Source organism: Dongia sp. (genome assembly GCF_041906375.1).
Taxonomy (GTDB): domain Bacteria; phylum Pseudomonadota; class Alphaproteobacteria; order Dongiales; family Dongiaceae; genus Dongia.
Genome location: NZ_JAYRJJ010000015.1, coordinates 6,102 through 22,052, shown reverse-complemented (window position 1 = coordinate 22,052; position 15,951 = coordinate 6,102). Strand labels below are relative to the sequence as shown.

Here is a 15,951-nt window from a genome sequence, read left to right as displayed (position 1 = left end):
CCGCTGGCATTCTCCTTGAAAGCATTGCTGGTGGGGATATGGCTCACGAGGGTTGCTCCTCGCCAATAGCAGGCTCGTCCGTCATGCCGGCCAGCACTTCGGCGACATGCCGCACTTTGACGCGTGAGCCGTCGCGCTTCATCTTGCCGGCGAGATTCATCAGGCAGCCGAGATCGCCGGCGAGCAGCAGATCGGCGCCGGTCGCGTCGATAGTCGCGACCTTTCGCGCCGCCATGGAATTGGAAACGTCGGGAAACTTGATGCAGAAGGTGCCGCCGAAGCCGCAGCAGGCATCGGTCTCCTCCATCTCGGTGAGCTTCAGCCCGTCGACCTTGGCGAGCAGGTTGCGCGGCGCCGATTTCACATTCATCTCGCGCAAAGACGAGCAGGAATCGTGATAGGTGCAATGCGCGGCAAGCCTAACCCCGAAATCCGTCATGCCGCATTGTTCGGCCAGGAACTGGGTGAGCTCGAAGGTGCGGGCGGCAAGCGCCTTGGCGCGCGGGGCCCAAACGGCATCCTCGGCCAGCAGCTGCGGATAGTGATGCTTGATCATGCCGCCGCAGGAACCCGAGGGCGCCACGATGAAGTCAAACCCCTCAAAGGCCGCAATGGTCTGCTTGGCGATTTCGACCGCCATGTCGCGGTCGCCGGAATTATAGGCGGGCTGGCCGCAGCAGGTCTGGCTTTCCGGCACCTGCACATGACAGCCGGCCTCCTCCAACAGTTTCACCGCGGCGAAACCGACGCTGGGGCGGAACAGATCGACGAGACAGGTCACAAACAGGGCGACATTGGCACCCGCAACCCCATTAGGGGCCTTTTCCGGCTGGCTGTTCACGCGCACTCACTTCAGGCTGCTGACGATATCGACGACGTCGAGAGTTTTGCGCGCTGCGGCGGTCACTGGCAAGAGCATGAACCATTTTCCCGCATTCTTCATGCTGCCGGCGAAGTTCAGCGCTTCCTCGCCGCTGCCCCAGAAAAAATCGCCCCGGACCGGTCCCTTGATCGCGGTGCCGACATCCTGGGCCAGCATCAGGCGGCGCAAGGGCTGGCCCTTCTTGATGCTGCCATGATCGACCGGCCAGGTGGTGTCGAGCCACAAGGGCAGGCCCAGCGGCACGAAGGCCGGGTCGACAGCCAGGCTGCGGCCGGCAGTCAGGGTGACGCCCATGGCGCCGACGGGGCCGTTCTCCTTCACCTCGCGGAAGAAGATGAAGCGCGGGTTGCGGTTCATCATCGCCTGCGCCTTATCCGGGTTGGCGCGCAGCCAGGCGCGGATGGTCTGCATCGAGGCCGAGCTGCGGTCGATGATGCCTTCCTCGATCATCAATTTGCCGATGGCGACGAAGGCCTGGCCGTTATTGCCGGCATAGCCCACGCGCATTTCCTTGCCGTCGTTGAGCTTGACGATGCCGGAGCCCTGGATCTGCAGGAAGAAGGCGTCGACCGGGTCCTTGAGCCAGAGAAATTCGAGCCCCTGGCCGCGCAGGGCGCCCGCCTCGATCTCGGCGCGGGTGAGCTTGGTTGGTTCCTTGGGCATCCGGTAGAGCGGATACATGTGGAGGGAATCCGGCGCGCGCGCGGCTTCGATCTCAGCCTCGTAATAGCCGGTAAAGAGGCCGGGCTTGCCACGCACATCCTCGGCCAGGAACGGCACGAACCAGCGTTCGAAGAAGCCCTTCACCAGCAACGGGTCCTTGGACGATGCCAGTTCCTTGGCGGCGGCGCAGGGCGCCTGCCAGTCGCCGGCGACACCGCCCAGCGCCTTGGGGCCGATGGGCGCGTCGTCCTTCTGCTTGGCGATGGCCTTGCAGGAATTGAGGAGCGCCGATAGCACGCCCTCGAAGCCATCCTCGCCCCAGCCGGGCAGCATGGAATAGGAACTGGGGCTGACCTTCAGGCCCGGCGGCGATTCAGGCGGCGTGCAGGCGGCAACAAGGGTGAGGGTAAGAAGGGCGGCGATGCGGCGCGCGAATTGCTTTAAGCCGTCATGCCCGCACTTGGTGCGGGCATCCACGCGTTTGCGCGCAGTGGACGGAAAGACGTGGATGCCCGGGTCAAGCCCGGGCATGACGGAAATTATATCAGATGTGCTGGTCGCTTCCCCCAACATCCCCGCTTGCTTCCCCCGAAGCTCGACAGCCTCTATGACGGCTGTTCGGTGAGCACCAATTGCCAGTTGGGATCGCGCGATGACGTGTCGCGGGCGAAGGTCCAGACGTCGATGATGCTGTCGACATGACTGGGATCGCCGTCGATCACGGCACCACCCGCATCCTCGGTAACGCTGGTCTGTTCGCTGACGAACTTGACCGTGACGCGCGCTTCCTTGCCCCTGAGTTCGGCACCCACGATCTGCGCCTGGGTGATGCCGATAAGGACCGTCTTCTGCCGATGGCCGAGGCGCTGGCGCTCGGCGATGGCGGCGGCGAAGCTGTCATAGAGGTCGCGGGCGAGGAGTGGCTGCAGCGCCTTGGCTTCGCCGGCTGCAAAGGCCTGCACGATCATATCGAAGGCGATCTTGGCGCCGCCGATGAAATCGGCCGGGTTGAAAGTCGGGTCGGCCTTGCCGATGGCGGCAAGCCCATCGCGCACGGCTTCCGGCGCGCGGGAAATCTCGGCTTCAATCAGGCGGCGGTCGCGCGGCGACAGGCCGCCACGGGTGCCGCTGTCGCGCACGGCCTCAGCCGGCGCATCGGGCTCGGGACGCACCACGCCAGGACGCCGGCTGCCGATCGGAATCGGCGCATCCGGCTCGTCGCGGCCCTGGTTTGGGCGGCGGGCGGCAATATCCTTGGGATCCGGCCGCGCAAAAGGATCGATGCGGCGCTCATTGCCGGTGCGGCGGCCGAGCACGGAATAGAGCTTCCAGCCCAGGACCACGGCGACGATGGCAAAAAAGACGATGTCGAGATGTTGCAAGAACCCAAATCCCTATTGATTCAGAACCGCCGACCAAGCTGTAGGGCAGGTGCCGGGCTTGCGCCATGGACGCCAGACCACCACCTTTGCCTCACACGCCCCGGCATCCGGTTGCAGGCGGGTCCATCGCGGGTAGACCGGAGCCCCGACCTTGAGCTAAAGCGTTGATACGGCATTCTACATAGGAAGTCGGCCCAGTTACAGCAAGTCGCGCAATGCAGCGCGGATGAGAGATGGGGCCGAGAGGCACTAAGTGACAGAATTATCACCCACAGCTGCGGCAAGATGCTGGTTTCACATCGCTTTTTGCCAGAAATCCAACCCTTTGCCAGCCCGCGCCATGGAGCTTTGCGCATGATGCGGCTGCTGGTGGCCCTGATTTGCCTCCTACCCTTCCTGGAAATCACCGGTTTCGTGGTGATCGGCGGGCGCATCGGGCTGGGGCTCACGCTGCTCTGGCTGCTGGCGGCGGGCATGCTGGGCCTTGCCCTCATTCGCCATGGCGGGCTCAACGCGCTCCTCAAACTGCAGGCAGCCCTCAATGAGGGCCGCGAACCAGGTCACAGCCTGATCGACGGCGCCGTCATGGTATCGGCTGGCCTGCTGCTGATCGTGCCGGGTTTCTTCAGCGATTTCTTCGCCCTCATCCTGCTGCTGCCGGCGACGCGGAATTTCCTGCTGCGGCGCATGGCGCATCATTTCGAGACGCGGATCTACCGGTCCGGCGGCACAGGATCACCCGGGGCCCGCCGCACCACGATCATCGAGGGCGAGTTCGAGATCATCGAACCCGAAGAAGGTGCCGCCAGGCGCCCCGGCCGGCCCACCCCCACCATCATCGAGCAAAGACCAGAGAACGGGCGACCCGAAGAACCATGATCCTCATCCGCCACGGCCAGTCCGAATTCAACGCCCATCATGAGCGCACCGGGCGCGATCCCGGCATTCCCGACCCGAAACTGACCGCTTTGGGGCGCCAGCAGGTGGCGACGGCGGCCGAGCGGCTGAGAAGCCACAGCCACCCGATCCGCCGGGTGCTGGCCAGCCCCTATACGCGCGCCATCGAAACCGCCGAGATCGTCGCCGGCACCCTCAATGTGCCGATCGAGATCGAGCTCAGCGTGCACGAGCATGCCCATTACCATTGTGACATCGGCACCGAACGGCGCCTTCTGTCCGAACGCTGGCCGGCCTTGTCCTTCGATCATATCGACGAGGTGTGGTGGCCCAATCTCGACGAGACGCGCGAGCAGGTGGAGCAACGCTGCCAGATTTTCCATCGCCGCGCCGCCGCCTTGCCCGACTGGCAGCATGTCGCCGTGGTCAGCCATTGGGGCTTCATCGTGCAACTCACCGGCCATTCCGCCGCCAATGCCGAACTCGTCCCCTTCGACCCGACCCGCGCGCGACGGGTGCGGGTGGATGCGCGGTAGCGCTTGCTCATTCCCCCCCTCACCCTGACCCTCTCCCGCGAGGGGAGAGGGAATGAGGTGTCGCCGGCAAGGCCAAATATATTGCCGAAACCCCTCTCCCCTCGCGGGAGAGGGTCAGGGTGAGGGGGTCGATCGAACGAATGCGTCACGTCATATTTCTATTGGATTTCTTCCACCATGCTTGAGCTCCCCACCCTCACCACCGAACGCCTGACATTGCGGCCGCTCATGCTGGCGGATGCGCCGGCACTCCACGCCTGGCTGTCCGATCCGGTGGTGATGCGCTTCTGGTCGACCCTGCCGCATACGGATATCAAGCAGACCGAGAATTGGGTGCGTGTAAGTCTGGACGCGATGGCACAGGGCGAGGCGCAGGATTTTGCCGTGCTGCATGAAGGCAGGATCATCGGCCGCATCGCCTTCTGGCAAGGCAGCGAGATCGGCTTCTTCTTCGATCCCGCCAAGCAGGGTCAAGGCTTTGCCGGCGAGGCGCTGCGCGCGATCAGCCAATTCGGCTTCGATATATTGGGCTTCGCCACGATCGAGGCCGATGTCGATCCCGACAACACGCCATCCCTGCGCCTGCTGGAACGCAATGGCTTTAAACGCACCGGCTTTGCCGAAAAGACCTTCGAGATCGGCGGCAAATGGTTCGACAGCGTCTATCTGAGCTTAAGAAAGGGCGACCTTCGCTAAGCCGTCATGCCCGGGCTTGACCCGGGCATCTCGTCTTAACTGAAAGTCCTCGCCCAGTTTCACCAGATCCCCGGGTCAAGCCCGGGGATGACGATGGTGAGAGTTGTCAGAAACGCTCGTTCCAGGGTCTGAGGTCGATTTCCTGGGTCCAGGCGCTGCGATGCTGCTTGTGAACGGCAAGATAGGTTTCGGCGATGGCCTGGGGCGAGAGCAGCACGTCGTCTTCATTGGCCTCGCGGGCGCCACGCGTGCCGGCGATGCCGCCATCGATGATGAAATGGGCGACATGGATGCCCTTGGGGCCGAGTTCGCGCGCCATGCTCTGCGCAAGGCCGCGCAAAGCGAACTTCCCCATGGCGAAGGGGCTGGAGCCGGCAAAGCCCTTGATGCCGGCCGTGGCGCCGGTGAAAAAGATCGAGCCCTTGCCGGCCGGCACCATGGCGCGGGCGGCGCCCTGCCCGACCAGGAAGCCTGCCAGCGCGTTGTTGCGCAAGGCGGCCTCGGCCTCTGCGGGATCGATATCGAGGATCGAGCCGCGGGCGCGGTAGCCGGCATTGAAGACGACCAGTTCCGGCACGCCGAAATCGCGTTCGGCCACGGCAAACATGCGTTCGACCGCCACCGGATCGCTGGCATCCGCGGCGATGGCGCGGGCGCCCATCTCGGCCACCATCGGCGCCAGCTTGGCGATGTCGCGGGCCACCAGCACCAGCTTGAACCCATCCGCGGCGGCTGCCCTGGCGATGGCGGCCGAGAGGCCGCTGCCGGCGCCGACGATGATCGCATAACGGCTCATCTTGCTGATATTCCTTCGTTAAGCGTCCCCGACAGCAGATTGCGCAGCGCGGCCCCGGCCGGTCAAGCCGAGCTGTTCCAGGTTGCACTCCCCCGGCAAAGGGTGGTAGCGGAACGCCAACCATTTTGATCGATTGGATTGAAGGAGCGTTACATGACCGACCAGAACAACCCAGCCGCCGGCAACGGTGCCCAGGAGCCGGCGGATGCCGGTCCGGCTCTGGTGGTTATGCATCAGTTCCTTAAGGATTTTTCCTTTGAAAACCCGCTCGGCTCCGAAACGCCGACGGCGCTGAAGGAAGCCCCCACCGGCATGATCCGGGTCGATGTGCGCGTGAAGCCGCTGACCCCGCCGGACATCGAAGTGACCCTGTTCATGGCCGTGGATGCCAAGATCGGCGAGCGTTCCGTCTATCTCACCGAATGCGAATATGCCGGCACCTTCCGCCTCGGCCGCGTGCCGCAGGAGCATGTGCTGCCGCTGGTCATGATCGAGGCGCCGCGCCTGCTGTTCCCCTTCGCCCGCCAGGTCATCGCCAACGCGGTTTCGGCCGGCGGCTTCCCGCCGCTGCTCATCAACCCGGTCGATTTCGTCGCCATGTACCGCGAGCGCCGCGAGGAAATGCTGAAGCAGGCCGAGGCGCAGAAGACCGCCGGCGCCGCCAGCTAAACGCGCCGCAGTGGCGGGCAAGCGACGTCTCTCCGAAACGGAGCTTGCCCTGTGGCAGGCGGTCGCCAGCACGGTGACACCGCTTAAAGCCAAGCGCGCCAGGAAGAGTCCGGCAAAGGGCGGCGAGGTCGCGGAAACAGCGCCTGCCGCCCCCGCCCCACCGGGCAAGCGCCCGAAATCGCCCCCCAAAGGCCCGCCGCCGGTGCAAAAACCCGCCCCGGCCAAGACGGCGGCGCAGCCAATCCTCACGCCCAACCCCGCCCCCGGCGCGATGCCGGGGATCGACAAGCGCCAATCGGAACGCTTCCGCCGCGGCCAGTTGCCGATCGAGGGCAAGATCGACCTCCACGGCCGCACGCAGGACGAGGCCCATGACGCCCTGCTCCATTTCCTCCAGCGCGCCCATCAGCATGGCAAGCGCAAGCTGCTGGTCATCACCGGCAAGGGCATGACGCAGTCGAAATCGGGCATCCTCAAGGCCAATGTGCCACGCTGGCTCAACGAGCCGGTGTTCCGCCGCCTGGTGCTGGCGATCTCGCAGGCAAGGCCGGAACATGGCGGCGAAGGCGCGCTCTATGTGCTGCTGAAGCGGCTGAAGTAGAGACTGGCAAAACACCATCGTCATCCCCGGGCTTGACCCGGGGATCTAGTCTGACTGGGCTCTGTCCTTCGGGTGCGACCTGATGCCCGGGTCAAGCCCGGGCATGACGGAGCTGAGGCGCCGTCACTTCCACTTCTGCAAGGTCGTCTCCACCGCGGCGGTGAGAAAGCGGCGCGGCAAGAGGCGCATGGCGATGCTGGCGAGGTAGTTGGTGGGTCCCACGACATGGACGCGTTCTTGCCCCAGCGCGCGCAGGCCTTCCTGCGCCACGCGTTCGGCGCTGTGCATCGTCATGCCGGGCTTCTCCACACCGGCCCGTTCGAAGAAGCGCGTTTCGGTGGCACCGGGGCACAGCGCCAGGATGTTGATCGGTTCCTGCGCCATTTCCTCGGCCAAGGCCTCGGTATAGTTCAGCAGGAAGGTCTTGCTGGCGGCATAGGTCGCAAAGAGCGGCATCGGCGCGAAGGCGGCCGTGCTCGCCACATTGATGATGCCGGCGCGGTTGCCGCTCTCATGCGCATGGCGCAGCAGCATCGGCAGGAGGCCGCGCGTGATCTCGACGGGGGCGGCGATGTTCACCTGCACCATCTCCATCTCGCGGAGTTCCGAATTGTCGGCCACGCGGCCCAGCTGGCCGAGGCCGGCATTGTTGATGACCAGGTCGACCTTGGCCATTTCAGCGGCACCGATCACGGCATAGCGCCCTTCCGCATCGGTGAGGTCCGCGACCACGGTGCGCACCTGGCGGCCGTTGAGGCCCAGCTCCTGCGCCAGGGCATTGAGGCGGTCGCGGTCGCGGCCGGTGAGCAGCAAGGCGGTGCTGCGCGGCAGCGCGCGGGCGAAAGCGGTACCGATACCGGAGGAAGCGCCGGTGATGAGCGCGGATTGGTAGGCCATGGGTCCTCGACTCGGCGTGAAATCGGATGAATCTTAGGCCAGTTCGGCCCGGCTTGCCATCGGCAGCGGTCTATGGCACCTGAGCGGCCAATTGATATTCCGCCACCGAAATACCGCCAGCGATAGGGAAGCTTAACCAATGCCTCAGTTCCGCACCCTCGACGATCTCACCCCCGACGATCTCACTCTGGCCGGCAAGCGCGTGCTCGTGCGCTGCGACCTCAACGTGCCGATGAAGGACGGCAAGGTGACGGATGCGACGCGCATCGAACGCTCGGCGGCGACCTTGAAGGAACTGGCCGAGAAGGGCGCCCGCGTCATCATCCTCTCCCATTTCGGCCGCCCGAAGGGCAAGGTCGCCCCGGAATTCTCCCTGCAGCCCTTGGTCGACCCCCTGGCCAAGGCACTCGGCCGCAAGGTCGCCTTTGCCGGCGATTGCATTGGCGCGCCGGCCAGCACCGCCGCCACGGCCCTCAAGGATGGCGAGGTGCTGCTGCTGGAAAACCTTCGCTTCCATGACGCGGAGGAAGCCAACGACAAGAGCTTTGCCCAGGCGCTGGCCGGCCTTGGCGACATCTATGTCAATGATGCCTTCTCCTGCGCGCATCGCGCCCATGCCTCGACTGAAGGCTTGGCGCATCTGCTGCCGGCCGCGGCCGGCCGCCTGATGCAGGAGGAACTTGATCATCTGGGTGCAGCACTGGAAAAGCCGCAGCGCCCGGTGACGGCCCTGGTCGGCGGCGCCAAGGTTTCGACCAAGCTCGATCTTCTCGGCAATCTGGTGAGCAAGGTCGACCGGCTGGTGATCGGCGGCGGCATGGCCAACACCTTCCTCTTCGCGCAAGGGATCGAGGTCGGCAAGTCGCTGGCCGAGCGCGATCTTGCCGACACGGCGCGCGCGATCCTGGAAAAGGCCAAGGCCGCGAACTGCACCATCGTGCTGCCGGTCGATGCCGTGGTGGCCGGTGAATTCAAAGCCGGTGCCGCCAACAAGGTGGTTGATGTCAAAGCCGTGCCGGCCGACCAGATGATCCTCGATGTCGGTCCGAAATCGGTGGCGCTGATCAACCAGTATCTCGATTCGTCGAAGACCCTGGTGTGGAACGGGCCGCTGGGCGCCTTCGAGACGCAGCCCTTCGACCAGGGCACGGTCGCGGTCGCCAAACATGCCGCGGCCCTCTCCAAGGCCAAGAAGCTCCTCAGCGTCGCCGGCGGCGGCGACACGGTGGCGGCCCTTGCCCATGCCGGGGCGGAGGATGATTTCTCCTATATCTCCACCGCTGGCGGCGCCTTCCTCGAATGGCTGGAAGGCAAGGAACTGCCGGGCGTCACGGCGCTGCAATCATGAGCGAGGAACTGGGCCCGGAAAGCATCGAGGATCCAGTCGATTTTTTTGCGACACTTGGCTATCTCCATGGTGCTGCCATCGATGCCCTGACCGTTCAGGTGCTTGACCAGGTCGCCACCATTTTCGTCGACGATATCTACGCGGCTCTCGAGGGCCAGGCGGATTATCCGGGTGCGCGTCCTTGCGCGCTGAGTTTCTTCGGCGTCAGCAATTTCAGCCTGGATGTCGATATCAGCGACGGCGCGCGGATCGCCGCCCTGCGCGCGATCGAAAGCGCCAAAGGGGTGACGCTCTACAGTCTGGAAATCGACCTCAATATCGGCGGCGCGTCGCGCGGCAAGAGCCTGGCGCTCGGCTTCTCGGCGCTCGAAGTCGAGGATGCCGAGATCGACGCGGACTGATCCGCGAGGCCATGACGGGTAACGGAGGAGAGGCGAGAGATGTCGCAGCAGGAAACGATTGTGCCGAAGCCGCTATCGTCAGCCGACATCGCCTGGGAGGAATTCTCCGACATCCCGCGCTTTGCCAGCCGCTATCGGCACCTCACCAGCACGGCTCTCGGCGACAATTACCAGGTGGGTGTCGCCATCGAGGAATTGGGGCCGGGCATGCTGAGCGCGCCCGCGCATTACCACATGCTCGAGGAAGAGCATGTGTTCATCCTCGAAGGCCATCTTACGGCCCGCATCGGTGATGATCGCTACGAGATGAAGGCCGGCGATTATGTCTGCTTTCCAGCCGGGCAGAAGGCCGGGCATTGCCTTCAAAACAACGGCACCGCCACCTGCCGCTATGTCATCGTCGGCGAGCGCAATCCGAACGAAGTCGTGGTCTATCCCGATTCCAACAAGGTGCTGATCCGCGCCCTGGGGCGGCGCAAGATCCTCGACCTTGCCGCGACACGCAGCTATTGGGATGGCGAGGATACGGGCTTGGCGCCTGGAGCACCCCCGCCGGCGGACATACCGGCCACCGTCCCCGAGGCAACGGCAAAACCCTGCCCACCGATCTCATCCGCCGCCGTTGAGCGCGAGGAAACCAGCATCGGCAAGCATTTCGGCGGCACGGCCCGGCATCTCACCCACGCCGCGATCGGCGCCGAATACCATGTGGGCGTCATGATCGAATCGCCGGCGCCGGGGCGACGCCTGGCCCCCTTGCACTATCACATGCTGGAGGAGGAACAGGCGCTGATCCTGGAAGGCGACGTGCGATTGTTCCTCGGCGAGGAAACGTTCGACCTGAAGGCCGGCGATTATGTCTGCTTTCCCGCCGGACAGAAGATCGGCCATTCCTTCATGAACAGCGGCACCGGTCCCTGCAGCTATCTGATGATCGGCACGCGCAACCCGGCCGATGTCTGCGTCTATCCGCAGTCGAACAAACTGGCGGTGAATGCGCTGAAGTCGAAGGACGACATCTTCGACATGGGCGGCCTGCGGCGCTATTGGGACGGCGAGCAGATCGACTGAGCCAGCCCTAGGGCAGCGCCGTCATGATCATCAGTGAACCAGCCCCCGCCGCGACACCCAGCGGAATGGAACGGCGGCAGAGAAAATAGACCAGCAGGGAAATGCCGGCCGCCACAAGGCGCATCCACAAGGCGGTCTCGCCCAGCGCCCCTTGCGGCGCCACGATGAGGCGCGTGATAAGGCCGGCCAGCAGCGCATAGGCGACGCAAGCGGTCCAGCGCATCAGTGCCGAATTGGGATCGATCCGTCCCGAGAGCGCAACGCCAGCCCCACGCCAGGCATAGGTGACGAGGGCGCCCACCAGGATGAACCACCAGGCGCTCATGACGGTCGGCCGCGCTGGATGAGGAGGAAGGCCAGCGTGCCGCCGATGAGGCCGGTCGCGAGCAGGCCCCAATCGGGACTGGCGAGGTGAAAGAGCGGTCCCATCACCGCGCCGAGCATGAGCGCGAGGCCGCGTTCCCTGCGCACCAAATCGGCGGTGAAAAGCAGCATGAAATAAAGCGGGTTCAAGAAAACGAGGCCCAATGTCACCGGCGCCGGCAGGATTCCGACCAGGAAATAGCCAAGTGCGGTCGCAAGAACCGTCGCCGACCAGATGACGCTGGTGAAACCGAGGAAGAAGGGCAGCCGCTGGTCGGGCGGCATGTCCGGGGCGCGCTGCATGGCAACGGCCCAGCCGGTCAGCGCAATGAAATGCGCGCTCAGGTAATGAATGAGCCGGGGCTTGGCCTGCCCGTCACCCCGCCGGAGGATCGGCAGCAATGTCACCACCATGGGCAGCAGGCGCGCATTGGCAAGGCCCACGGCGATGGCGGCGGCGAGGATCGAGCCGCCGACCGCAAAAATCTCGATCATGGCGATCTGGCCGGGCAGCGCCCAGCCCGTGGTGGTCGAGGCGAGGCCCTGGAAGAGCGTCAGGCCCGATTGATGGACGAAAGCGCCGAAACCCACATAGCTTGCCCCCAGCACCAGGGCCGGGGCGCCGATGGCGGCGCGCATGCCGGAAACCCGCGCCTTGGCGGGCGAGCCGAAATCCTCGGTCCAATCGGATGATTCTGGCGTATCGGGTGCGGGTGGTTGCATGGCGCCCGCAACATAGGCGAGGAGTGCTTGCGGCGTCATCCGCCTTCCGCCACAGTTGAGCCATGCCGAAAACGCAACAAGACGCAGCGCTGTCGATCATGGCCGAGCAGAAAGAACCCAGTTTCGAGCATCGCGTGCCGGAGGGCGACAACCGCCTGCGCCAGGTCTGCACCGATTGCGGCTTCATCGCCTATGAGAACCCGAAGGTGGTGGTGGGCGCTGTCGTCACCTTGGGCGACAAGATCCTGCTCTGCCGCCGCGCCATCCAGCCGCGCAAGGGCTATTGGACCCTGCCAGCAGGCTTCATGGAATTGCATGAGAGCGCCGAAACGGGTGCCGCGCGCGAGGCTTTCGAGGAGGCCAATGCGCGGATCGAGATCGACGGGCTGCTTGCCGCCTATACCATTCCCCGCCTGTCGCAGGTGCAGCTCATCTACCGCGCGCATCTCATCGACCCCCAAATCAGCGCCGGGACCGAGAGCCTGGAGGTGGGGCTGTTCGATTATGTGGATATCCCGTGGGACGAGCTTGCCTTTCCATCCGTGCGCTGGGCGTTGACGCAGTTCAACGACGTGCGCGACCGCAAGACCTTTCCCGCCTTCACCAACCCGCCGGGCGAATCGGGGGATCACTGATCTTGGCGGCGCATGACGAACTCGGCTGGCGCGTCGAGCGCATCTGCCATCAGGCCTGGCCGTCGCTGCGGGAGGAGTTCCACGGCGATTGGGTGTTCCGTTTTTCCGACGGCCTCAGCCGCCGCGGCAATTCGGCCAATCCCCGGCACGCCACCGGCGGCGATATCGGCCCCATGCTGGCAGCGGCGGAGATTGCCTTTCCGCGTGCAGGACTGCCCACCATCGTGCGCGTGCCCTCGCTGCTGCCGCCGGAAATCGAGCAGCAACTGACGGCCCACGCCTATCGCCCCGAGGGCGAGACGCTGACGCTTTATGCCGACCTGCCGCCCGGCCGCATGCGGCGCGATCCCGATGTGACCATCCTGGCGCGACCTGACGATGAATGGTTCGCGACCATGTGGGCGCTGAAGGAGCTGACCGAAAAGGATCGCCGCACCTACCGCGCCATCGTCGATGCTTTGGCCATCCGGGCCGCCTTCATGGCGCTGCGCGTCGACGGCCAAATCGTGGCGATGGGTTTTGTCGCCTTGCATGACGACCTGCTCTGCATCGAATCCCTCATCACCGCCCCCGCCCAACGCGGCCGCGGCCATGGCAGCCGCCTTGTCGGCGCCATGCTCGCCTGGGGCATCGAGCAAGGTGCCGCTGGCGCCTGCCTGCAGGTCGTCGCCGACAACGATCCCGCCCTGAAGCTCTATCGCGGCATGGGGTTCCTGCGGGAGATCTATCGGTACCGGTATTGGCGGGCGGGTTAGCGCCTGCGATCAAGGCTTTTGCCACGCAAGGCTCTTCCCCTCTCCCCTTGCGGGAGAGGGCTCAAAAGCGCGTGTTTGAACGCCTTACCGCGGCCGGGGCTTCGCTCGCGCCGTGGGTTCGGCCACCAGCGGGTCGTCGGGCCAATAGTGTTTCGGATACTGGCCCTTGAGGTCGGCCTTCACAGCCTTGTAGGCATTCGCCCAGAAGCTGGCGAGATCCTGGGTCACCTGCACCGGGCGGCGCGCGGGTGAGAGAAGATGCAGCAACACGCCCGCGCGCCCGCCGGCGATGCGCGGCGTCTCCGTGGCGCCGAACATTTCCTGCAGGCGCACGGCAAGAATGGGCTGGTCGCCGCTGTCATAATCGAGGGGCACGCGCGAGCCCGAGGGCACGTCGAGATGCGTCGGTGCTAGTTGCTCCAGTGCCTGGCGCTGCTGCCAGTCGAGGCTGTCGGTGAGGGCCGCGTGGAGATCGAGCCGGTCGAGATGCGCCCGGCGCGAGATGCCGCCCAGATGCGGCCCCAGCCAATCGGCCAAGCTTGCCAGCAAGGCATCATCGGACCAGTCGGGCCAGTTCTTTTCCGGCAGCATGCGATGGAGAAAGGCGACGCGGGCGCGCAGCGTCTTCGTGGCGGCGCTCCAGGGCAGGACAGCCAATCCCATCTGCCGGATGCCGTCCAGCATCGCCGCGCGCACGGCTTCCGCATCCGGCTTCTGCAGCGGCTTTTCTTCCAGCACCAGGCTGAGCAGGCGGCGTTCGCGCTTGGCTTCGACAATGCCGTCGCGCGCATTCCAGGCCACTGTTTCGGTCGCGGTGATGAGATCGGCGAAATCCGTTTCGATCTCGCCCAAGGTGATGGGGGCCGCGAGATAGATGCGGGCTGATTTCTGCCCGGCATCCAGCGTCGCCACGGCGAGGAAGGGTTCGCGTGCGAGCGGGTCTTCGCGGTTGAGTTCGGCGCCGCGTCCTGAAGCAAGGCGATATTGACCTACCCCGCCGCGCTGCTGCGCCAAGCGATCCGGATAAGCGAGGGCCACGATGCTGCCGGCTTCCGCGCGGCTGCCGTCGCGCTCGGCGCTGAGCCCCAGTTGGCGGCGCCAATCCTTGGCCGCCTGTTGGATGCGCGACCGCGCGGCCCGGTCGCCGCCGCCGGCATGCAGCATTTCCAGCCGTTCCCCCAGATCGGCGCCGCGAGCGTTACCGGAGATAAGATCGCGTTCGCTCAAAATCGCGGCGATGTCGCAGGCCAAGGCGCCGAGCCCGCGCGACTTCGCCACCAGCAGCATATGCGCAAGACGCGGATGCAGGCCCAGTTCCGCCATGGCGCGGCCATGCGCGGTGACGCGGTGCTGCGGATCGAGGGCACCCAGTTCGCGCAGCAATTCGCGGGCCTGGGCGAGCGCTGCCGCCGGTGGCGGGTCGAGAAGCGCGAGGCTCGCCGGGTCGTCGATGCCCCAGGCAGCCAGTTCCAGCGCCAGGGGTGCTAGATCGATTTCCAGGATTTCCGGCGCGGGCTGGGCGCTGAGCGCGCGTTCGCTGTTGGCGCTCCACAGCCGGTAGCAGACGCCCGGCCCCAGTCGGCCGGCACGGCCGCGGCGCTGATCGGCATTGGCGAGTGCCACCTTGGTGGTGACGAGCCGCGTCATGCCCGTCGCCGGGTCGAACCGCGCCACGCGCCGGAGGCCGCTATCCACGACGATGCGGATGCCGGCGATGGTGAGCGAGCTTTCGGCGATGCTGGTTGCAAGCACGATCTTGCGCCGCCCCTCCTTGTCCGGCTGGATCGCCCGGTCCTGCTCCGGCAAAGGGAGATCGCCATGCAGCGGCAGAACCAGTGCGCCGGGCAACGATCCCAATTCGCGCTCGGTGCGGCGGATTTCGGCAAGGCCCGGCAGAAAGGCCAGGATGTCGCCGGCCTCTTCCGCGGCGGCCCGCCGGATGGCGGCTGCCATCTGCTTTTCGATCCAGCTGTTGCTGTCATCGCCCAGATGCTGCGTCGTCACCGGATAGGCGCGGCCTTCGCTGGTGAGGCGCCGCGCCCCCGGCATCAGGGCCGCCACCTTCGCCCCGTCCAGGGTGGCCGACATGACGAGGAGGCGGAGATCGGGCCGCAAGCCCGCTTGCGCTTCCAGCGCGAAGGCCAAGGCGAGGTCCGCCTCGACGCTGCGCTCGTGGAATTCGTCGAAGATGAGGGCCGCCACACCCTTCAACTCCGGATCGCTCTGCAACTGGCGCAGAAAGAGGCCGGTGGTGACGCATTCGATCCGGGTCTTGGGCCCGATCCTGCGGTCGAGGCGCACGCGGTAGCCGATTGTCTCGCCGACCTCCTCCTGGAGATGCTGCGCCAGCCGGTGCGCCGCCCCCCTTGCGGCGAGGCGCCGGGGTTCGAGGAGGATGATCTTCGCCCCCTTGCACCACGGTGCATCGAGCAGCGCCAGCGGCACCTGCGTGGTCTTGCCGGCACCCGGTGGGGCTTCCAGCACCAGATTGGGCCCCGCCGCCAGCGCGGTGCCGAGCTCCGGCAGGATGGCGGCGATGGGCAAAGTGGGGTCGAATTTGGCGATCATGTCCCGGTCCATAGCACCTAAATGCCCGGCCGGACACGGAAAATCGGCGAATCAGGAATGTCGGCGA

Annotated in this window: 18 protein-coding genes; 10 read left to right on the top strand and 8 right to left on the bottom strand. The window is 65.5% G+C overall.

Features of this window, described 5'->3' with window-relative positions:
• Positions 1-43: 43 nt before the first annotated feature.
• From ACE3OA_RS21060 to ACE3OA_RS21050, 3 genes are all read right to left on the bottom strand, one after another.
• Positions 44-841 (bottom strand): (Fe-S)-binding protein, encoded by a 798-nt coding sequence (locus ACE3OA_RS21060; protein ID WP_374314528.1) that lies wholly within the window; start codon positions 839-841, stop codon positions 44-46.
• Between the two features lie 6 nt (positions 842-847).
• A complete protein-coding gene (locus ACE3OA_RS21055) occupies positions 848-2,077 on the bottom strand; it encodes a murein transglycosylase A (RefSeq protein ID WP_374314526.1) in 1,230 nt (409 codons plus the stop codon).
• A gap of 74 nt (positions 2,078-2,151) precedes the next feature.
• Positions 2,152-2,928 (bottom strand): Tim44/TimA family putative adaptor protein, encoded by a 777-nt coding sequence (locus ACE3OA_RS21050; RefSeq protein ID WP_374314523.1) that lies wholly within the window; start codon positions 2,926-2,928, stop codon positions 2,152-2,154.
• 354 nt (positions 2,929-3,282) lie between these two features.
• Between ACE3OA_RS21050 and ACE3OA_RS21045 the strand changes: the two genes are divergently transcribed.
• The 3 genes from ACE3OA_RS21045 to ACE3OA_RS21035 all read left to right on the top strand — a co-directional run bounded on the left by ACE3OA_RS21045 (position 3,283) and on the right by ACE3OA_RS21035 (position 5,057).
• Positions 3,283-3,807, top strand: a complete 525-nt coding sequence (locus ACE3OA_RS21045; protein ID WP_374314521.1) for an FxsA family protein — start codon at positions 3,283-3,285, stop codon at positions 3,805-3,807.
• Complete coding sequence (locus tag ACE3OA_RS21040) at positions 3,804-4,361, top strand: histidine phosphatase family protein (protein ID WP_374314519.1); 558 nt, start codon at positions 3,804-3,806, stop codon at positions 4,359-4,361. The genes ACE3OA_RS21045 and ACE3OA_RS21040 overlap by 4 nt, the downstream gene beginning before the upstream one ends.
• A gap of 177 nt (positions 4,362-4,538) precedes the next feature.
• The gene (locus ACE3OA_RS21035; protein ID WP_374314516.1) at positions 4,539-5,057 is read left to right on the top strand and encodes a GNAT family N-acetyltransferase; all 519 of its coding nucleotides are present in this window, start codon (positions 4,539-4,541) and stop codon (positions 5,055-5,057) included.
• A gap of 106 nt (positions 5,058-5,163) precedes the next feature.
• Here the strand turns inward: ACE3OA_RS21035 and ACE3OA_RS21030 are convergent, their stop codons facing one another.
• On the bottom strand, positions 5,164-5,853 hold the full coding sequence (locus ACE3OA_RS21030; protein WP_374314514.1) for an SDR family NAD(P)-dependent oxidoreductase: 690 nt from the start codon (positions 5,851-5,853) through the stop codon (positions 5,164-5,166).
• A 153-nt stretch (positions 5,854-6,006) separates the two neighbouring features.
• Here ACE3OA_RS21030 and secB point away from each other — a divergent pair, with 153 nt between their 5' ends.
• Together secB and ACE3OA_RS21020 are read left to right on the top strand one after the other, a co-directional pair.
• Positions 6,007-6,522 (top strand): protein-export chaperone SecB, encoded by a 516-nt coding sequence (gene secB, locus ACE3OA_RS21025; protein WP_374314512.1) that lies wholly within the window; start codon positions 6,007-6,009, stop codon positions 6,520-6,522.
• Positions 6,523-6,532: 10 nt separating this feature from the next.
• A complete protein-coding gene (locus ACE3OA_RS21020) occupies positions 6,533-7,123 on the top strand; it encodes a Smr/MutS family protein (protein WP_374314510.1) in 591 nt (196 codons plus the stop codon).
• Positions 7,124-7,246: 123 nt separating this feature from the next.
• Here the strand turns inward: ACE3OA_RS21020 and ACE3OA_RS21015 are convergent, their stop codons facing one another.
• Positions 7,247-8,020, bottom strand: coding sequence for an SDR family NAD(P)-dependent oxidoreductase (locus ACE3OA_RS21015; protein ID WP_374314509.1), 774 nt, complete (start codon positions 8,018-8,020; stop codon positions 7,247-7,249).
• Positions 8,021-8,159: 139 nt separating this feature from the next.
• Here ACE3OA_RS21015 and pgk point away from each other — a divergent pair, with 139 nt between their 5' ends.
• The 3 genes from pgk to ACE3OA_RS21000 are packed head-to-tail and all read left to right on the top strand — an operon-like array spanning position 8,160 to position 10,840.
• Positions 8,160-9,368: a phosphoglycerate kinase gene (gene pgk, locus ACE3OA_RS21010; RefSeq protein ID WP_374314507.1), complete on the top strand. Its 1,209-nt coding sequence runs from the start codon at positions 8,160-8,162 to the stop codon at positions 9,366-9,368.
• Positions 9,365-9,769 carry a hypothetical protein gene (locus ACE3OA_RS21005; RefSeq protein ID WP_374314505.1) on the top strand — a complete coding sequence of 135 codons (405 nt, stop codon included), beginning with the start codon at positions 9,365-9,367 and terminating at the stop codon, positions 9,767-9,769. The genes pgk and ACE3OA_RS21005 overlap by 4 nt, the downstream gene beginning before the upstream one ends.
• 39 nt (positions 9,770-9,808) lie before the next feature.
• Positions 9,809-10,840 (top strand): cupin domain-containing protein, encoded by a 1,032-nt coding sequence (locus tag ACE3OA_RS21000; RefSeq protein WP_374314503.1) that lies wholly within the window; start codon positions 9,809-9,811, stop codon positions 10,838-10,840.
• 7 nt (positions 10,841-10,847) lie between these two features.
• Here ACE3OA_RS21000 and ACE3OA_RS20995 read toward each other — a convergent pair whose 3' ends face one another.
• Positions 10,848-11,165 (bottom strand): AzlD domain-containing protein, encoded by a 318-nt coding sequence (locus ACE3OA_RS20995; RefSeq protein WP_374314501.1) that lies wholly within the window; start codon positions 11,163-11,165, stop codon positions 10,848-10,850.
• Positions 11,162-11,965: an AzlC family ABC transporter permease gene (locus tag ACE3OA_RS20990; protein ID WP_374314498.1), complete on the bottom strand. Its 804-nt coding sequence runs from the start codon at positions 11,963-11,965 to the stop codon at positions 11,162-11,164. Before ACE3OA_RS20990 ends, ACE3OA_RS20995 begins: the two co-directional genes overlap by 4 nt.
• A gap of 59 nt (positions 11,966-12,024) precedes the next feature.
• On the opposite strand from ACE3OA_RS20990, the gene ACE3OA_RS20985 reads away from it, so the two are divergent.
• Together ACE3OA_RS20985 and ACE3OA_RS20980 are read left to right on the top strand one after the other, a co-directional pair.
• Positions 12,025-12,561: an NUDIX domain-containing protein gene (locus tag ACE3OA_RS20985; protein ID WP_374314533.1), complete on the top strand. Its 537-nt coding sequence runs from the start codon at positions 12,025-12,027 to the stop codon at positions 12,559-12,561.
• Between the two features lie 2 nt (positions 12,562-12,563).
• On the top strand, positions 12,564-13,316 hold the full coding sequence (locus ACE3OA_RS20980) for a GNAT family N-acetyltransferase (RefSeq protein WP_374314495.1): 753 nt from the start codon (positions 12,564-12,566) through the stop codon (positions 13,314-13,316).
• An 84-nt stretch (positions 13,317-13,400) separates the two neighbouring features.
• Here ACE3OA_RS20980 and hrpB read toward each other — a convergent pair whose 3' ends face one another.
• Positions 13,401-15,884, bottom strand: coding sequence for an ATP-dependent helicase HrpB (gene hrpB, locus ACE3OA_RS20975; RefSeq protein WP_374314493.1), 2,484 nt, complete (start codon positions 15,882-15,884; stop codon positions 13,401-13,403).
• Between the last annotated feature and the right edge of the window lie 67 nt (positions 15,885-15,951).